General features: G+C 70.6%; 11 protein-coding genes and 1 pseudogene. 5 read left to right on the forward strand and 7 right to left on the reverse strand.

Going from position 1 to position 16,411, the window contains the following annotated elements; all coding sequences use genetic code 11:
* Positions 1 to 189: 189 nt before the first annotated feature.
* Positions 190 to 1,740, forward strand: coding sequence for a methyl-accepting chemotaxis protein (locus MCHT01_RS16470; protein WP_067066507.1), 1,551 nt, complete (start codon positions 190 to 192; stop codon positions 1,738 to 1,740).
* 79 nt (positions 1,741 to 1,819) lie between these two features.
* Here MCHT01_RS16470 and exaC read toward each other — a convergent pair whose 3' ends face one another.
* On the reverse strand, positions 1,820 to 3,340 hold the full coding sequence (gene exaC, locus MCHT01_RS16475) for an acetaldehyde dehydrogenase ExaC (protein ID WP_067066509.1): 1,521 nt from the start codon (positions 3,338 to 3,340) through the stop codon (positions 1,820 to 1,822).
* A gap of 291 nt (positions 3,341 to 3,631) precedes the next feature.
* Here exaC and MCHT01_RS27845 point away from each other — a divergent pair, with 291 nt between their 5' ends.
* Positions 3,632 to 5,776: a sigma-54-dependent Fis family transcriptional regulator gene (locus MCHT01_RS27845; protein ID WP_084452799.1), complete on the forward strand. Its 2,145-nt coding sequence runs from the start codon at positions 3,632 to 3,634 to the stop codon at positions 5,774 to 5,776.
* Between the two features lie 169 nt (positions 5,777 to 5,945).
* Here MCHT01_RS27845 and MCHT01_RS16485 read toward each other — a convergent pair whose 3' ends face one another.
* Complete coding sequence (locus MCHT01_RS16485; RefSeq protein ID WP_067066512.1) at positions 5,946 to 6,941, reverse strand: endonuclease/exonuclease/phosphatase family protein; 996 nt, start codon at positions 6,939 to 6,941, stop codon at positions 5,946 to 5,948.
* A 12-nt stretch (positions 6,942 to 6,953) separates the two neighbouring features.
* On the reverse strand, positions 6,954 to 7,403 hold the full coding sequence (locus MCHT01_RS16490) for a hypothetical protein (RefSeq protein WP_067066514.1): 450 nt from the start codon (positions 7,401 to 7,403) through the stop codon (positions 6,954 to 6,956).
* A gap of 226 nt (positions 7,404 to 7,629) precedes the next feature.
* Between MCHT01_RS16490 and MCHT01_RS16495 the strand changes: the two are divergent.
* A pseudogene (locus MCHT01_RS16495) lies at positions 7,630 to 9,069 on the forward strand (aminotransferase-like domain-containing protein).
* Here the strand turns inward: MCHT01_RS16495 and MCHT01_RS16500 are convergent.
* The 3 genes from MCHT01_RS16500 to MCHT01_RS16510 form a co-directional block, all read right to left on the reverse strand.
* Positions 8,991 to 10,061 (reverse strand): sensor domain-containing diguanylate cyclase, encoded by a 1,071-nt coding sequence (locus MCHT01_RS16500; RefSeq protein ID WP_067066515.1) that lies wholly within the window; start codon positions 10,059 to 10,061, stop codon positions 8,991 to 8,993. The pseudogene MCHT01_RS16495 and the gene MCHT01_RS16500 sit on opposite strands and share 79 nt — an antisense overlap.
* A 97-nt stretch (positions 10,062 to 10,158) precedes the next feature.
* Positions 10,159 to 11,070, reverse strand: a complete 912-nt coding sequence (locus MCHT01_RS16505) for a bestrophin family protein (protein ID WP_067066517.1) — start codon at positions 11,068 to 11,070, stop codon at positions 10,159 to 10,161.
* A gap of 13 nt (positions 11,071 to 11,083) precedes the next feature.
* Positions 11,084 to 13,384, reverse strand: a complete 2,301-nt coding sequence (locus MCHT01_RS16510; protein ID WP_067066518.1) for an FdhF/YdeP family oxidoreductase — start codon at positions 13,382 to 13,384, stop codon at positions 11,084 to 11,086.
* A 342-nt stretch (positions 13,385 to 13,726) separates the two neighbouring features.
* On the opposite strand from MCHT01_RS16510, the gene MCHT01_RS16515 reads away from it, so the two are divergent.
* Positions 13,727 to 14,677 (forward strand): MoeA family protein, encoded by a 951-nt coding sequence (locus tag MCHT01_RS16515; protein WP_067066519.1) that lies wholly within the window; start codon positions 13,727 to 13,729, stop codon positions 14,675 to 14,677.
* A 23-nt stretch (positions 14,678 to 14,700) separates the two neighbouring features.
* Positions 14,701 to 15,360, forward strand: coding sequence for a phosphoglycolate phosphatase (gph, locus tag MCHT01_RS16520; RefSeq protein WP_067066520.1), 660 nt, complete (start codon positions 14,701 to 14,703; stop codon positions 15,358 to 15,360).
* A gap of 68 nt (positions 15,361 to 15,428) precedes the next feature.
* Here the strand turns inward: gph and MCHT01_RS16525 are convergent, their stop codons facing one another.
* Positions 15,429 to 16,070, reverse strand: coding sequence for a chalcone isomerase family protein (locus MCHT01_RS16525; protein WP_420541800.1), 642 nt, complete (start codon positions 16,068 to 16,070; stop codon positions 15,429 to 15,431).
* Positions 16,071 to 16,411: the final 341 nt, after the last annotated feature.

A 16,411-nucleotide genomic window follows, 5' to 3' on the forward strand; every position in this document is an offset into this window, starting at 1 on the left:
GTCCCGCATGCCCTCGGATCGGCGTGTCGCCCTGGCACAGGAATTCCCGAAGTCGTCATCCGTCAGTCAATTGATGCGATGACTCGCGCGAATAGCGAACATTGCCTACGCTTCAGTCGCCCCCCAGATCGGCCGCCACGCCGGCGGGGGCGACATCCCCAGTCAGGCGAATCACCAGGAGGACGCCCCATGCGGAAGAACTTGCCCGTCACCCAGCGCCAGTACGACTTCCCTGCCGATGCCACCTTGATGTCGACGACCGACACGAAGAGCCGGGTCACCTACGCCAACGCGGCCTTCGTCGAGGCCAGCGGCTTCCAGCCGGAGGAACTGCTGGGGCAGCCGCACAACATCGTGCGCCATCCCGACATGCCGCCCGAGGCCTTCGGCGACCTGTGGCGCACGCTGCAGGGCGGCGAGTCCTGGACCGGGCTGGTGAAGAACCGGCGCAAGGACGGGGACCATTACTGGGTCCGCGCCAACGCCACGCCGGTGATGCGCAACGGCAAGCCGGTGGCCTACATGTCGGTCCGCACCCGGCCCTCGGCCGAGGAGATCGCCGGCGCGGAGCGCCTCTATGCGGACATGCGGGAGGGCCGGGCCGCGCATCTGCGGCTCCACAAGGGCGTGCTGCTGCGCACGGGCGTCATGGCCTGGACGACGCTGCTCAAGACCCTGCCGGCGCGCTGGCGCATCCGACTGCCGGTGCTGGTGCTGACGGCGGCGGCCATCGCCTCGGCGCTGATGAGCGCCGCGTCGCTCACCGCGGCGGCGGGCTGGGTGGCCGGTTTCGTCGCGGTGTCGCTGCTCGCGATGTGGTTCCTGGAGGTGCAGATCGTCGGTCCGCTGGAGGCGCTCGCGCGCCAGGCATGCCGCGTGGCCAGCGGCGACACGCGGGACTCGCTGCAGCTGGACCGGGTCGACGAGATCGGCATGGCGCTGCGGTCGCTCAACCAGCTGGGCCTGATGTTCCGGTGGGTGATCGACGACGTCGCCGCGCAGGTGGTGACGGTGCAGTCCTCGAGTGGCGACATCCTCACCGGCAACAACGAGATCAGCGCGCGGACGGAGCAGGCCTCGGCGAGCTTGCAGGAGACGGCGGCCTCGATGGAGCAGATGAGCGCCACGGTCAGGAGCAACGCCGATGCGGCGCGTCAGGCCGAGGATCTGGCCGCCGGCGCGAGCGTGGCCGCGGCCCAGGGCGGCCAGGTGGTGCGCAACGTCAACGAGACGATGGTCGGGATCACCGCGTCCAGCAAGCGGATCGGCGACATCATCGGGGTCATCGACGGGATCGCGTTCCAGACCAACATCCTGGCGCTGAACGCGGCGGTGGAAGCGGCCCGCGCGGGCGAACAGGGCCGGGGTTTCGCGGTGGTGGCGAGCGAAGTGCGCTCGCTGGCGCAGCGCAGCGCGTCGGCGGCCAAGGAGATCAAGCAGCTGATCGGGGAGAGCGTCGAGCGGGTGGAGGCCGGCGGCCGGCAGGTCGACGAAGCCGGCAGGGCGATGCAGGACATCGTGGATCAGGTGACCCGGGTGTCGGCGCTGATCTCGACGATCGGCAATGCCACCCGCGAACAGGCGGCGGGGATCTCGCAGGTCAGCCAGGCGGTGAGCGAGCTGGATCGGACGACGCAGCAGAACGCGGCCCTGGTCCAGCGGTCGGCGGGGGCCAGCGATTCGCTGGAGAAGCAGGCCACGCAGCTGGTGCAGGCGGTGGCCGTGTTCAGGATGGGGTGAGGCGCGTCACCCCCTCTCCCGCTGCGCGGGAGAGGGGCAGGGGTGAGGGCCGCCGATCACAGCGAGCCTCCCCCTTCCATCAATAGAACCCCAACGCCTTCGGCGAGTAGCTCACCAGCAGGTTCTTCGTCTGCTGGTAGTGGTCCAGCATCATCTTGTGGGTCTCGCGGCCGATGCCCGATTCCTTGTAGCCGCCGAAGGTCGCATGCGCCGGATACGCGTGATAGCAATTGGTCCACACGCGGCCGGCCTTGATCCCCTTGCCCATGCGGAACGCCGTGTTCATGTCCCGCGACCACACGCCCGCGCCCAGCCCGTAAGGCGTGTCATTGGCGATGCGCAGCGCTTCCTCCTCCGTCTTGAAGGTCGTCACCGCCAGCACCGGCCCGAAGATCTCCTCGCGGAAGATCCGCATGTCGTTGTGGCCCTTGAACAGCGTCGGCTGGATGTAATACCCGCCGGCCAGATCGCCACCCAGTTCCGCGCGGCCGCCGCCGATCAGGCACTGCGCGCCCTCCTGCTTGCCGATCTCCAGATAGGACAGGATCTTGTCGAGCTGCATCGACGAGGCCTGCGCGCCCATCATGGTCTCGGTGTCCAGCGGGTTGCCCTGCTTGATCGCCTTCACCCGGTCGATCGCGCGGGCGATGAACTTGTCGTAGATGGACTCGTGGATCAGCGCCCGCGACGGGCAGGTGCAGACCTCGCCCTGGTTGAACGCGAACAGCACCAGCCCTTCGATGGCCTTGTCGAAGAGCTCGTCGTCCTGCGCCGCGATGTCGGGGAAGAACACGTTGGGGCTCTTGCCGCCGAGCTCCAGCGTCGCCGGGATCAGGTTGGTCGCCGCGGCCTGCGCGATGACGCGACCCGTGGCCGTCGAGCCCGTGAACGCGACCTTGGCGATGCGCTTGCTCTGCGCCAGCGGCATGCCCGCTTCCTTGCCGTAGCCGTTGACGATGTTCAGCACGCCCGGCGGCAGCAGGTCGGCGATCAGCTCGGCCAGCACGAGGATGCTGACGGGCGTCGACTCCGCCGGCTTGAGCACCACCGCGTTGCCCGCGCCCAGTGCCGGCGCCAGCTTCCAGGCCGCCATCAGGATGGGGAAGTTCCAGGGAATGATCTGGCCGACCACGCCCAGCGGCTCATGGAAGTGGTACGCGACGGTGTGGGCGTCGATCTCGCTGAGCGCGCCTTCCTGCGCGCGCAGGCAGCCGGCGAAGTAGCGGAAGTGGTCGACGGCCAGCGGCAGGTCGGCATTGAGCGTCTCGCGCATGGGCTTGCCGTTGTCGACGGTCTCGGCGTAGGCCAGCAGTTCCAGGTTCTGCTCGATCCGGTCGGCGATGCGCAGCAGCACGTTGGCGCGCTCGCCGGCGGAGGTGGCGCCCCAGCGGTCGGCCGCGGCATGCGCGGCGTCCAGCGCCAGCTCGATGTCGGCGGCGGTCGAGCGCGCCGCCTGCGTGAACACCTGGCCGGTGATGGGCGTGATGACGTCGAAGTACTGCCCCTCGCGCGGCGCGGTCCACTGGCCGCCGATGAAGTTGTCGTAGCGCTTCTTGAACTGCAGCGGCGCGCCGGCGGCATTGGGCTTGGCGTAGATCATCGTTGTCTCCTGTCTGTCTCTGGGGTGGATGGACGCCGGTTGCATTGCACGGGCCGTGCCAGCGCCGCGCTTGCGCGGGAAGCCCCCACAAGGCGGCGCAAAGCCTCTTCCCAAGCCGCAAGAACGCCGTCAGGATCGCTCCACAGACTGGCTCGGCACCGCCGCGACGGCACAGGTGTTCCGGAATGGAACACCTGCGACGCGGAATCCGGCTCGAAGCGCGGGACACATCGTCGCGCGAGCGGACACAGGGCACGGGTCGAGCGAGAGAACGCCCCAGGAGACAAGGCGATGGTGAAAACCCCGAGTGGCGCGATGCTCGCGCCTCGACTGCTGCGCGCGGCGCGGCGCGAGTTGCTGGACACCGGCCGGCTCAGCGTCGAGACGCTGGACGAAGGCCTGAGCCGGAGCTGGCTGCGCAGCCGCGATTTCGGCCTGAGCCCGGTGGGCCGGCCGCCCGGCGCGCCGCACGCGTCGGGCGCCCAGCTGCGCCGCGCGCTGGACCGGCAGCATGAGCTGGTCGCCCATGCGCGGCCGGTGATGGAAGACCTGTTCGAGCAGACCCGCGATGGCGAGGGCCTGGTGATCCTGGCGGACGCGCAGGGCATGCTGCTGCAGGCGCTGGGGGACGGTCGCTTCGTCGACCGCGCGGAGCGGGTCGCCCTGCGGCCCGGCGCGATCTGGGACGAGCGCTGGCGCGGCACGAACGCGATCGGCACGGCGCTGGCGGAGCAGCGGCCGGTGGCCGTGCTCGGCGGCGAGCACTTCCTGGAACGCAACGCCTTCCTCAGCTGCACCGCGGCGCCGATCCGCGACCCGCAGGGGCGGGTGCTGGGCGTGCTGGACCTGTCGGGCGAGCAGCGCGGCTTCCAGCGGCACACGCTGGCGCTGGTGCGCTCGGCGGCGCGCATGGTGGAGCACCGGCTGTTCCAGACGCGGCACGCCGACGGCTTGCGGCTGCAGCTGCATGTGCAGCCGGAGGGGCTGGGCACGCCGACGGAGGGGCTGCTCGCGCTGAGCGAGGACGGCTGGATCCTGGGCTGCAACGCCGCGGCGCAGGCCTGGCTGGGGCCGGAGGCGACGCGACCGAGCCCGCTCGAGGCGGTGCTGCCGGTGCGGCTCGCGCAGCTGATGGCCTGGGCGCGCCAGGGCGGGGAGGGCGCGCGGCTGCTGCATCGCGAGGACGGGCCGCCACTGTGGCTGCGGGTCCGCGTCCCGGGCGAGCGTGTCGTCGTCGCGCGCGGGCCGGGGTCGGAGCAGGCCTCGACCTCGACCTCGACCTCGACTTTGATGCCGGAGCCGGAGCCGGAGCCGATGCCAATACCGATGTCGATGCCGCCGACGGTCGGCGCGTCATCGGCACCGACCTTGGCACATCTGGACGATGCCTTGCAGCCGCTGGACCTTGGCGACGCCACGATGCATCAGGCGGTGGCGCGCGCGCGTCGCGTGCTGGACAAGCCGATCGCGCTGCTGCTGCAGGGCGAGTCGGGCGTGGGCAAGGATCTCTTCGCGCGCGCCGTCCACGACAGCGGGCAACGTCGTGATCGTCCCTTCATCGCGGTGAACTGCGCGGCGCTGCCGGAGTCGCTGATCGAATCCGAGCTCTTCGGCTACCGGCCGGGCGCCTTCACCGGTGCGTCGCGCGAGGGCGCGCCCGGCCGGCTGCGCGAGGCGCATGGCGGGACCCTGTTCCTCGACGAGATCGGCGACATGCCGCTGGCGATGCAGGCGCGCCTGCTGCGCGTGCTGCAGGACCGGCAGGTGCAGCCGCTGGGCGGTGGGCCGTCGGTGTCGGTGGACTTCCAGCTCATCTGTGCCAGCCACCGGCCGCTGCGCCAGCTGGTCGCGCAAGGGCAGTTCCGGGAGGACCTCTACTACCGGCTCAACGGCCTGACGCTGTGCCTGCCGCCGCTGCGCGAGCGCCAGGACCTGCCGCTGCTGATCGATCGGCTGCTCGCGGGGCTGGAGCCGGCGCGGCGGGTGGCGCTGGATCCGGTCCTGTATCGCGAGCTGGCGGGCTACGCCTGGCCGGGCAACATCCGGCAGCTGGAGCAGGTGCTGCGCATCGCCTGCGCGCTGATGGAGCCCGGCGAATCGGTGATCCGCCGCGGGCATCTGCCGGATGACCTGATCGAGGAGCTGGATCAGCAGACCGCCAGCCCGGACCGGGCGCATGGCGACGAGTCGATCTCACGGCCCGAGGTGCCCGCCATGTCGGGCGACACGCGGGCCGGGACCACGGCGGGTGCCGGCGCCCATGCCGGCACCGGCAGGGACGCGTCGTCGTCGGCCAGGACGCCGCCGATGCTGCGCGAGCAATCGAGGGCCCATGCGCGGCGCGTGCTCGAGGACTGCGGCGGCAACCATTCCGAGGCGGCGCGGCGGCTGGGGATCGGCCGCAACACGCTGTACCGGCTGCTGCGACAGGCCTGAGCGCGCGCCGCGAGCGATGGGTTGTAGGTCAACGCCCGACACGCGCATCAGCGATACGCCCGCCCGGCGATGCGGCGAACGCGGCTGGGCGAGGCCCGCCGCGATCCCTACAGTACGACTCATGCGGTCCAGGTTTTGGTGGTGGACCCGCAGAGGCGCAAGCCGGACGTCAATGGGTAAGGCGGACATTCGCAAGGATGTCCGCCTTCGTCTTTTGGGGCGGCGGCCCGATGCGTTCGAAGGTGCCGAGGATGGGCAGGTGGTCGAAGACGAGCTTTCCGGCCGGCAGGCCGGGGTGGGACGCGGGAAGCGGCACCGCCCGGGTCTGTTCCTCGTTCAGGCGCCATCCTGATCGCCCGAAGAGCAGGGCCGAGGACACCATCAGCTGATCGAAGGTCCGCCATCCGGAGACCTTGCCGGCGCGATGGATGTAGGTGCCGGGATCGCTCAGGCGTCGGTCGGGCGTGTCGTTCGGGAATGCGCTCAGGTGGCGCCAGAACGGGTTGAAGAGCAGCCGCCCGTTCTGCCGGACGCGCTCACGGTCGCGCGTGGCGAGCAGGAAGCGTTCGAGGCCGTCATCGAAAGGCTCGTCGTTGTAGTCGCCGAGCAGCACGATGTTGGCGTCCGGATGCGGGCCCAGGTGCTCCTCGTCCAACCAGTCCCGGAGGAAGGCGGCGATGTGCGTGCGCTCCGGATCGCGCTGATCCATGTGCAGACGGCTCGGCCAATGCGAGGCGATGAGCTCCAGTGGGGGGCTGTCGTCCGTCAGCTGGGCGGTGAAGTGCATCCCTGCCTTGACGAAGGTGCCACGGACCTTGTCGACGAGCGGGCTTCGGAAACCGACCTGTATCCGTCCCTTGCGGCCGAGGATGCAGAGCGAGAAATGGCTCTTGCCCGCCGTCTGGAAAGCTGGAAACCAGGCGAACCCGACGCGAGCCGTCGGGCAGGCGTCGCGCAGGCCTTGCACGCTGCTCGGCGCCATCTCGCCGAGGACGACGAGGTCCGCCCGCAGGTCCTCGACGAGATGAAGGAGGACTGCCGCGGCGGCCGCGAAGTCGTCGGCCGTTGCCCGGTCGGGATCCCGGACGGGCGAGAGACCGGTGTTCCACCAGACGATGCGGACGTTCCGCTGCTCCGGACCGGAAGAGACGTGATCGTGCGTCATGTCGTGCCCGTCTCAAAGCAGCATCAGGTCGCGGATCGCCTTCCCGGCGAGGGCGGAGCCCATGACCTCGCAGAGATGCTCCTCCAGCGCGTCGAGATCGCAGTAGAGCGCCACGTAGTTGAGCGACAGGTGGTAGGGCAGTCCGCCGTCACGCGCCGGCTCGCCTCGGGCCACGACCGTGCCCCTGGCGGGATTCGTGACGCTGCGCAGGACGATGCGCGTCGTGAGCATCACGTCCCCCTGCGGATCATCGAAGCTCTCGCAATCGTCCTTGTCGAAGTACAGCTCCACCTTGCCGCCGGTCTCCTTGAGCAGCGCGTTGTTGAGGGTCGCGAAGAGCCGGGCGATCTGCTGCCTCTCGGACTCCGCCTCATGGGCGCGCTCCAGCCCTTGGCGGATCACCTGGCCGAAGTTGCGGCGGACCGGGAGGCCCGGATCGATCTCGAGTTCGTCGTGTGTCATGACTGCTGAACCACCCTCTGCAACGGTGCCTTCAACCCCGCCGAATCCCCACGACCGGCGCCCGCCCCACCGCGGCTTCCGCGGGGGGAGCCGGTCACTCTACGCGGCGGAATGTCCCGCGCCCACCGACTTGGCAACCCTCGATCGGTGGACTTTCGCGCCGCACTGCCGCCCATAAACTAGCGCACCTACCGAGACCTGCCATCGCTGCGTCCGGAGTACCTTCATGAAGCTCTACGAGAAGCTCGCCGACGACATCGAGCGCCAGATCCGCGGCGGCGTCTTCCGCCACGGCGACCGGCTGCAATCGGTCCGCCAGACCAGCCAGCAGCGCCAGCTCAGCGTCACCACCGTGCTGCGCGCCTACCTGCTGCTCGAGAGCCGCGGGCTCGTGGTCAGCAAGCCGCAATCGGGCTACTTCGTCCAGCTGCGGCCCGGCAGCGCGGCCGCCGACGCGGCTGCCGACGCGGTCGAGGCCATCGCCACGCCCAAGCCGATCGCGCTGTCCTCGTCGGTCGACGTGTCGCGGCTGGTGCTCTCCACGCTGCGCTCCATCGCCGCGCACGACGCGGTCCCGCTCGGCTCGCCCTATCCGGACACGGGCACCTTCCCGCTGGAGAAGCTCAACCGCTACGCCTACGCGGCGGGCCAGGACCCGTCGCTGCGCCCGCTGCAGGACGGTCTGCCCCCCGGTCATCCGCAGCTGATCCGCCAGATCGCCAAGCGCTACCTGGACAAGGGCCAGGCCGTCGACGCGGCCGAGATCCTCGTCACCATGGGCGCGACCGAGGCCATCAACCTCTGCCTGCAGGCGGTGGCCAAGCCCGGCGACGTGATCGCCGTCGAGTCGCCGACCTTCTAAGCGATGCTCCACGCGATCGAGCGCATGGGCATGCGGGCCATCGAGATCCCCACGCATCCCGAGCTCGGCCTGGACGTGGACGCGCTCGCGCGCATCGCCGCGACCCAGCCGATCGCCGCCTGCATGGTGATGCCCAACTTCCACAATCCGCTGGGCTTCGTCATGCCCGACGAGCGCAAGCGCGCGCTGGTCGAGCTGGCCGCCCGGCTGGACATGCCGCTGATCGAGAACGGTGTCTACAACGAGCTCTATTACGGCGACGCGCCACCGCGCACGCTCAAGTCCTACGACCGCCAGGGCCTGGTGCTGCACTGCGGCACCTTCTCCAAGACGCTCACCTCGATCTACCGCATCGGCTGGGCGCTGCCGGGCCGCTACCGGGACCAGGTCGAGAAGCTGAAGTTCCTGAACACGCTGACCACGCCGCCGCTGCCGCAGGTGGCGATCGCGCGCTTCCTGGAGCGCGACGGCTACGAGGCCCATCTGCGCCGCCTGCGCAAGGCCTACGCGCAGCAGGGCAGCCTGATGCGGGCCATCGTGCTGCGCTTCTTCCCGGCGGGGACGCGGGCGTCGACGCCGCAGGGCGGCTACGTGCTCTGGATCGAGCTGCCCGAGGCCGTCGACGCGATGCGCCTGTACGAGCTGGCGCTGGCGCGCGGCATCACCATCGGACCGGGCTACATGTTCTCGGTCTCCAACAGCTACCGGCACTTCATCCGGCTGAACTACAGCACGCCCTGGTCGCCGGCGATCGAGCAGGCGGTCATCACGGTCGGCAAGCTCGCCGCGGACTGCCTGCGCTGAGGCGCCGACGCCGCGCGCTTGCGCACGTACATCGCCTCGTCCGCCGCGAGCACCAGCCGCTGCGCCGACAGCCCGTGCGCCGCGCTGGTCGCGATGCCGACGCTCGCATCGACGCGGACCTCGGTACCGTCCGGCAGGGCGATGGGCTGGCGCAGCTGCGCCAGCAGGCGCGTCACGACGACGCGGGCGGCGGGCTCGTCGTCGACGCCGGCCAGGAACCAGGCGAACTCGTCGCCGCCCAGCCGCGCCACCGAGTCGTTCCCGCGCAGCTCGCGTGCCAGCCGGTCGCCGATGGCGCGCAGCACCACGTCGCCCGCGTCGTGACCGTGCCGGTCGTTGATCGGCTTGAAGCCGTCCAGGTCCAGGTAGCAGACGGTCAGGCCGCGCCGCCCCTCGTCCTGGCGTCGCGCCTGGGCGGCCGCCTGCCGCAGCAGTTCCTCGAAGAGCCGCCGGTTCGCCAATCCCGTCAGCGGGTCGTGCAGCGCCTCGTGCTGGGCGCGTTCCTCGCTGTGCTTGAGCTGGTCGATGTCGACGACCATCCAGAGGAACTCCGCGTCGCTGAGCACCGCGGCGCTCAGGTCCACCCACAGGTCCGCGCCGCCGCGCGTGCGCATCCGCAGCTGCGCGTGGAAGCGCCCGTCGCGCCGCACCGCCTCGTAGCCGAGCCGGCCGACGCGCTCGAAGGTCTCGTCGTCGGGATAGAGCAGCCGCATGGACGCGCCCTCGACCATGCCCTCGTCGTAGCCGAGGATGCGATGGATGGCCGGGTTGGCCCAGAGGATGCGGCGGTCCTTGACCCGCACCATGCCCACCAGGTTGTTGTTGAGCAGCAGCGCCTGCTCGCGCGCCAGACGCTCCACATGCGCCTGGGCCGCGCGGCGGTGGCGATCCTGCACGCCCGCGTGGATCGCGGCGGCCAGGCCCAGGATCCCTAGCGCCGCGATGCACAGCGGATGCGTCGTCAGGGTGAGGTCGAGCAGCGTGGGCGTCATGGCGGACTCCGGGAGGGCGGGAATTGGAGGGGGCACAGCCTGCGGCGGCGGGGGCGACGCCGGGCGAGGCGCAAGAGGCGTGGAGGCGATCCGGTGATCAGGTCAGCTGGTAGGCGGCGTTGGGCACGACGGGCTCGGGCGGCTCGCGGCCGCACAGCGCCAGCACCGAGCGCTCGATGCCGCGCGCGATCGCGTCCAGCGCCAGCGCGTTGGGGGCGGGGCCGAAGGGTTCGCAGACCTCGTTGGCGACGGCCTCCAGCGCGATCAGCGTGTAGCTCAGGAAGACGCACAGCAGCGGCGTGAAGAACTCCGTCGCGTCGACCAGGCCGAAGGGCAGCAGCACGCAGTAGGTGTAGACGGTGCGGTGCAGCAGCACGCCGTAGGCATAGGGGATGGGGGTGGAGGCGATGCGCTCGCAGCCGCCGATGGCCTTGCCGATCTCGGTGAGCTGGGCATCCAGCGTCCAGAAGCGCACGTCGCTGAGCCGTCCCTGGTCCTGCAGCGCGCACAGGCGCTCGCGCACCGCGTGCAGCGCGGCGGTCGAGGGCTGCGGGTCGCGGCGCAGCAGGAAGGCCTGGCGGCGGCCGACGAGGCGGATCAGGTCCTCGTCCGGATCGGTGCGGCGCAGCTCGTGCTTGAGCGCGTAGACCGCGGCCAGCAGCTGGTGCGCGACGGGCTCGACGGGCGCCGGATCGCGCAGGTAGCAGCGCAGCTCGGACACCAGCGCCCGCGACGCGATCAGCAGGTTGCCCCACAGGTGGCGCGCCTCGTTGAAGCGCTCGTAGCTGGCGTTGTTGCGGAAGCCCAGGAAGATGGCCAGCGTCAGGCCGAAGGGCGTGAGCAGCGTCGCGTTCAGAGGGATCTTCTCGCCGAGGATCCGGCCCTGCGAGACCACGGCCAGCACGCTCACCGCCGCCATGAAGCCCAGCTGCGGCAGGATCGCCGGCAGCACCGAGCCGTGCCACACGAACAGCAGTCGGAACCAGCTCTGCTTGGGGCGGACGATCATCGGCTCAGTCTCCTCAGACGGGCGTTGCCGCTGCCGGAGCCGCCTTGACCAGCCGGACCGGGATGGACTTGTACGACGGCGTCCCGCTCTCCTCGTCGATGTCGTCCAGCGGCGCGAGCACGTTGGCCTCCGGGTAGTAGGCCGCGACGGAGCCGCGCGCGATCTCGTACTCGATCACGGTGATGCCGGGCAGGCGCAGCGCGCGGCCGTCGGCCAGGGTCTCGATGTCGACGAGGTCCCCGTGCGCCAGGCCCTGCGCGGCGAGGTCCTCCGGATGCATGAACAGCACGTCGCGCCGGCCGAAGACGCCGCGGTAGCGGTCGTCCAGCCCGTAGACCGTGGTGTTGTACTGGTCGTGGCTGCGGATGGTGACCAGCCGCAGCGCGTCCTCGGCCCAGGGCTGGTAGCGCTCGCGCACGCCGCGGAAGACCGAGAACATCGCCTTGCCCGTCGGCGTGGGCCAGACGCGCTCGGTCGGCGGCAAGGGCATGCGGAAGCCGCCGGGCACGCGGATGCGGGCGTTGTAGTCGTCGAAGCCGGGCAGGGTGCGTTCGATCAGGTCACGGATGCGGTCGTAGTCCTCGATCAGCGACAGCCAGTCGACGCGGCTCGCCGGCAGCGTCGCGCGCGCCAGCCCGGCGACGATGGCGGGCTCCGAGCGCAGTTGCGCCGACGCCGGGCGCAGACGGCCCGCCGACGCGTGGACCATGGACATCGAGTCCTCCACGGTGATGGACTGCGCGCCGGTGGCCTGCACGTCGAGCTCGGTGCGGCCGAGCACCGGCAGCAGATAGGTCTCCTGGCCGACCAGCAGATGCGACCGGTTGAGCTTGGTGCCGAGGTGGACGCTGAGCTCGAGCGACCGCATCGCCGGATAGCAGCGCTCGGGATCCGGCAGCGAGACGGCGAAGTTGCCGCCCAGGCAGATCAGCGCCTTCGCCTGGCCGGCCTCCATCGCCCGGATCGCGCGGACCGCGTCATGGCCGTGCTCGCGCGGCGGCGTGAAGCCGAAGACCTGCTCCAGGCGGTCGAGGAACTCGGCGGCCGGCTTCTCGGTGATGCCCACCGTGCGGTTGCCCTGCACGTTGGAGTGACCGCGCAGCGGGCAGATGCCGGCGCCGGGCTTGCCGATGTTGCCGCGCATCAGCAGCAGGTCCGCGATCAGGCGCACGTTGGCGGTGCCGGTGTTGTGCTGGGTGACGCCCATGCCGTAGCAGACGATGGTCGCCTTGGACTTGGCGTAGGCCTGGGCGACCTGCTCCAGCGCGATGCGCCGCAGGCCGCTCTCCTGGACGATGTCGGCCCAGGACGTCGCGTGCAACTCCTCGACCAGTGCGTCGAAGCCCTGCGTGTGCTCGGCGATGAAGGCGCGATCGAGCACGCCGCCGCCCTGGCCATTCCCGGCGTCCAGCGCCAGCAGCGCCTTCATGACGCCCTTGAGCGCCGCCGCGTCGCCGCCGGCCCGCACCTGCAGATAGGTCGAGGCGATGTCGGTGGACCCGTAGGTCGCCATCTCCACGACGTTCTGCGGATCGGCGAAGCGCTCCAGCGCGCGCTCGCGCAGCGGGTTGAACACGATGATGGGCACGCCGCGCCGGGCCGCCTCGTGCAGCGTGCCCATCATCCGCGGGTGGTTGGTGCCGGGGTTGTGGCCGATGGAGAGGATCAGCTCGGTCTCGTCGAAATCGGCCAGCGACACCGTGCCCTTGCCGATGCCGATGGACTGCGGCAGGCCGACGCTGGTGGCCTCGTGGCACATGTTGGAGCAGTCGGGGAAGTTGTTGGTGCCGTACTCGCGGGCGAAGAGCTGGAACAGGTAGGCGGCCTCGTTGGAGGCGCGGCCGGAGGTGTAGAACTCGACGCGGTCCGGCGAGTCCATGGCGCGCAGGCGCTCGCCGATGCGGGCGAAGGCCTCGTCCCAGCCGACCGGCAGGAACTTGTCCGACGCGGCGTCGTAGCGCAGGGGATCCGTGAGGCGGCCGAGGTTCTCCAGCGTGTAGTCGGACATCGCCAGCAGCTCGGTCACGGTGTGCCGGGCGAAGAACTCGGGCGTGACGCGCTTGCTGGTGGCCTCCCAGGTGACGGCCTTGGCGCCGTTCTCGCAGAACTGGAAGGTGGACTTGTGCTCCTTGTCGGGCCAGGCGCACCCGGGGCAATCGAAGCCGCTGGGCTGGTTGGTCCGCATCAGGACGATGGGCGCGGTGACGATCTCCATCTGCTGGCGCACCGCCTTGGCGGTGGCCTGCAACGCCCCCCAACCACCGGCCGGACCGTCGTAGGGGCGGATGCCGGGAACTTCGCGACGCTTGCTCATGGGGGGACCTCGGGATCGGTGAAGGAGGGAAGGAGACGATGGCCCGCATGGTGCGGTCGATCGGGCCGTCGCGGAGAGCACAGATGGCCGCCGCGTCGGAGAACACAGTTCATGGTCGGCGCCCCGCGCCCTCTCCGCCATCGGCGGGGATCGCCGTGTCCATCGGACTTCTCCGACGACGGCCTCGGGGGCGTCCGAGCGTCCTGACGGCCGAGATCCCTGTCCCGTGGTCCCGCGCGACTGTGCGCTGACGATCGGCCGCCGACTGTGCTCTTTGGAAGCGGAACGGCGTCCCCATCATTCAGCAACCGCCATATCCAAAGGCCCCGAGCCGCCTCTCCCATGCTGGTTGCCGAAGACCTCCCCGAGTGCCGCGCGATGCCCGGCCGCGTCCACACCGTGCAGCAGATGCGTCATGCGCAGCTGAAGCTGATCGCCCCTGCCGCGCCGCCGGCGACCCACCAGGAACTGCCGCTGACCGCCGCGATCGGTCATGTGCTGGCGCGCCGCACCCTGGTCGCGGACACGAACGGCCGCAGCCATGCGCTGGAGGCGGGGACCCGGCTGGACTGGTATCACCTGCCGCGCCTGGCCGCCCAGGGGCAGGCGACCTTGCCGGTGTTCCTGCCGCTGCACGTGGGTCTGGTCGTCATGCGGTCGCGCGCCGCGGGGCCTTGCGGCGACGAGGAGCGCGCCGGGCTGGCGTTGGTGATGGAGGCGCTCGGGCAACTGGGGGCGAGCTCGGTCGTCGCGGTGGCATCGGGGGAGGCGCGATCCGAGGCCCCGGCGTTGCGGCGCGCCGCGCGGCATTGCGACCTGCTCGTCGTGATCGACACCGGCGCGGCGGACGGGCACTCGCTCCGCGCCGGTGGCCCCGGACGTGGCGGACGAGGAGACGCGCGCGCGGCGACGGGCCTGCCGATGCCGGCGATGCTGGCCGTCGACGGCCGGCCCTGCGTGGTGCTGCCGTACGACTGGCGCGAGGCGCTGGGCGCGTTCGTGGCCTTCGTCGCGCCGCTGGTGCGGCGGATGCAGGGGCGGACCGAGGAGATCGCGCCGCTGCGCACCGCGCTGGACGCCGGGCTGGGCGCGCAGCCGATCGGTCGTTTGCTGACCTGCGTCAGCGCGTCCGGCCACGGCGACGCGGTGCGCGTGCGGCCGGTGTCCCCCGCCGCGGGCCCGTTGCCGCGGCGCCTGGACGGGATCGCCGGCATCGCGTGGGCCGCGGACGAGCTCCAGAGCGAGATGGGCCGCGCGGTGGCCTACCTGCCGCTGATCGAGTCCCTGCATTGAGCGCGCGGCTACGATGCCGCCCCATGACCGCGCTCTCTCCCCGCCCCACCGCCTTCATGATCGACCTCGACGGCACGCTCGTCGACACGCTCGGTGACTTCGTCGCCGTGCTGAACCGGGTGCTGTCCGACCTGGCCCTGCCCGCCGTCGATCGCGGCTTCGTCGAGCACACGATCGGGCAGGGCAGCGAGCACCTGATCCGCAGCGTCCTCACCGAGGTCGGCGCGCCGCAGGCGCTGTACGAGGAAGCCTGGGCGCTCTACCAGCGTCATTACGAGACGCTCAACGGCACGCATGCCGAGGTCTATCCGGGGGTGATCGAGGGGCTGGAGGCGCTGCGCGCGCTGGGCCTGCCGATGGCCTGCCTGACCAACAAGCCGGCGGCCTTCGCGCGCGAGCTGCTCAAGCGCAAGGGACTCGATCGCTACTTCGACCGCGTCTTCGGCGGCGACGACTTCGAGCGCAAGAAACCCGATCCGCTGCCGCTGATCAAGACCTGCGAGGCGCTGGGCTCGGTGCCCGGGACGACCTGGATGGTGGGCGACTCCAGCAACGACGCGCGCGCCGCGCGGGCCGCCGGCTGCCCGATCGCGCTGGTGAGCTACGGCTACAACCACGGTCAGCCGATCGCCGACGTGCCAGCGCAGCGCCACATCGACCGGATCGACGAGCTGCTGCGCTGAGGCCGCGTCGCGGCCTGGTCAGGAAGAGGGGGCGCGACGGCGAGACCGCCGCGCGACGGCGGGGCCGCCTACTTGCTGCCGCCCATCAGGGCCGTCTTGAGGCTGTTGTCGGCGGGGGACTTGCCGATCCAGATCTTCAGCAGGGCGTTGAAGAACTCGGGTTCCTTGATCGGCTCGCCCGGCACCACCGCGCCGTTGACGAAGATCACCGTGCCGGTGCCCGGGATGTAGTCCACGCCGAAGCTCTCGCCGCTCTTGAGCTTCTTCTTCTGCACGAAGATCTCCGACATGCGCAGCACGCCGTTGATCGAGCGACCGAACTCGTCGCGCGTGGTGTTCTGCTCCATGCCCTTGGTGAAGAGCTTGCCCAGCTCCTCGCCGTCGATGTCGCGCAGCATCTGGATGTGCATGCGCTTGGGACCGGTGTTGGCCAGGATCGCCTCGGGCGTGGTCGCCTTGGCGTTCATGTACAGGCCGGCCGTGTAGACCTTGAAGATCGCCTTGTAGCGGATGCCGGCGCCGTTGAGGCCCAGCTTCTGGCCGGCGACCTCGACCGTGGCCGGGTACTTCACGCCGGCGAGTTCCACCGGCGCGGCGGTGTCCGCCGAGGTGGACGATCCCTGCGCCGCCACGGGCAGCGCGGTGGACAGCGACACCGCCGACAGGGCGGCGGCGCTCAGGACCGCGAGGACATTGCGCTTGGACATCATGTCTCCTTCCCTCGTGGAGGATCGACCGGCTCCCATGCCGGTTCTGGCCGCGCAGTATCCGCCAACCGCACGGGGCCGGGACATCCGGGATCGTCCTGCTACACTGCGCCGCACCATGTTCATCACGCGCAAGCACATCAAGGGGTCGAACGACCGGGGAGCCTGGCCCTGGCGATCCTGGCACGACTTCACCTGAAGCCGCCTGCTGCTTGCCACCCGCCGTCCACCCTCTCTCCCCGGACGCGGGACACCGTCACATTTCCTCTGCACCCTACCGGATGGGGCAGGTCCAACAGGCGACCTGAGACTGCGCTTGCGCGCGTCGCGTCACGTGTTCACCA

The organism is Mitsuaria chitosanitabida ATCC BAA-476 = NBRC 102408, from assembly GCF_001598255.1.
Taxonomy (GTDB): domain Bacteria; phylum Pseudomonadota; class Gammaproteobacteria; order Burkholderiales; family Burkholderiaceae_C; genus Roseateles; species Roseateles chitosanitabidus.

Coding starts and splice junctions, on each gene's coding strand:
- MCHT01_RS16470 (WP_067066507.1), top strand. CDS start 190: ATGCGGAAGAACTTGCCCGTCACCCAGCGCCAGTACGACTTCCCTGCC.
- MCHT01_RS16510 (WP_067066518.1), bottom strand. CDS start 13,384: ATGAGCAAGCGTCGCGAAGTTCCCGGCATCCGCCCCTACGACGGTCCG.
- exaC (WP_067066509.1), bottom strand. CDS start 3,340: ATGATCTACGCCAAGCCCAATGCCGCCGGCGCGCCGCTGCAGTTCAAG.
- MCHT01_RS16485 (WP_067066512.1), bottom strand. CDS start 6,941: ATGACGCACGATCACGTCTCTTCCGGTCCGGAGCAGCGGAACGTCCGC.
- MCHT01_RS16505 (WP_067066517.1), bottom strand. CDS start 11,070: ATGATCGTCCGCCCCAAGCAGAGCTGGTTCCGACTGCTGTTCGTGTGG.
- MCHT01_RS16500 (WP_067066515.1), bottom strand. CDS start 10,061: ATGACGCCCACGCTGCTCGACCTCACCCTGACGACGCATCCGCTGTGC.
- MCHT01_RS16490 (WP_067066514.1), bottom strand. CDS start 7,403: ATGACACACGACGAACTCGAGATCGATCCGGGCCTCCCGGTCCGCCGC.
- gph (WP_067066520.1), top strand. CDS start 14,701: ATGACCGCGCTCTCTCCCCGCCCCACCGCCTTCATGATCGACCTCGAC.
- MCHT01_RS27845 (WP_084452799.1), top strand. CDS start 3,632: ATGGTGAAAACCCCGAGTGGCGCGATGCTCGCGCCTCGACTGCTGCGC.
- MCHT01_RS16515 (WP_067066519.1), top strand. CDS start 13,727: ATGCTGGTTGCCGAAGACCTCCCCGAGTGCCGCGCGATGCCCGGCCGC.
- MCHT01_RS16525 (WP_420541800.1), bottom strand. CDS start 16,070: ATGATGTCCAAGCGCAATGTCCTCGCGGTCCTGAGCGCCGCCGCCCTG.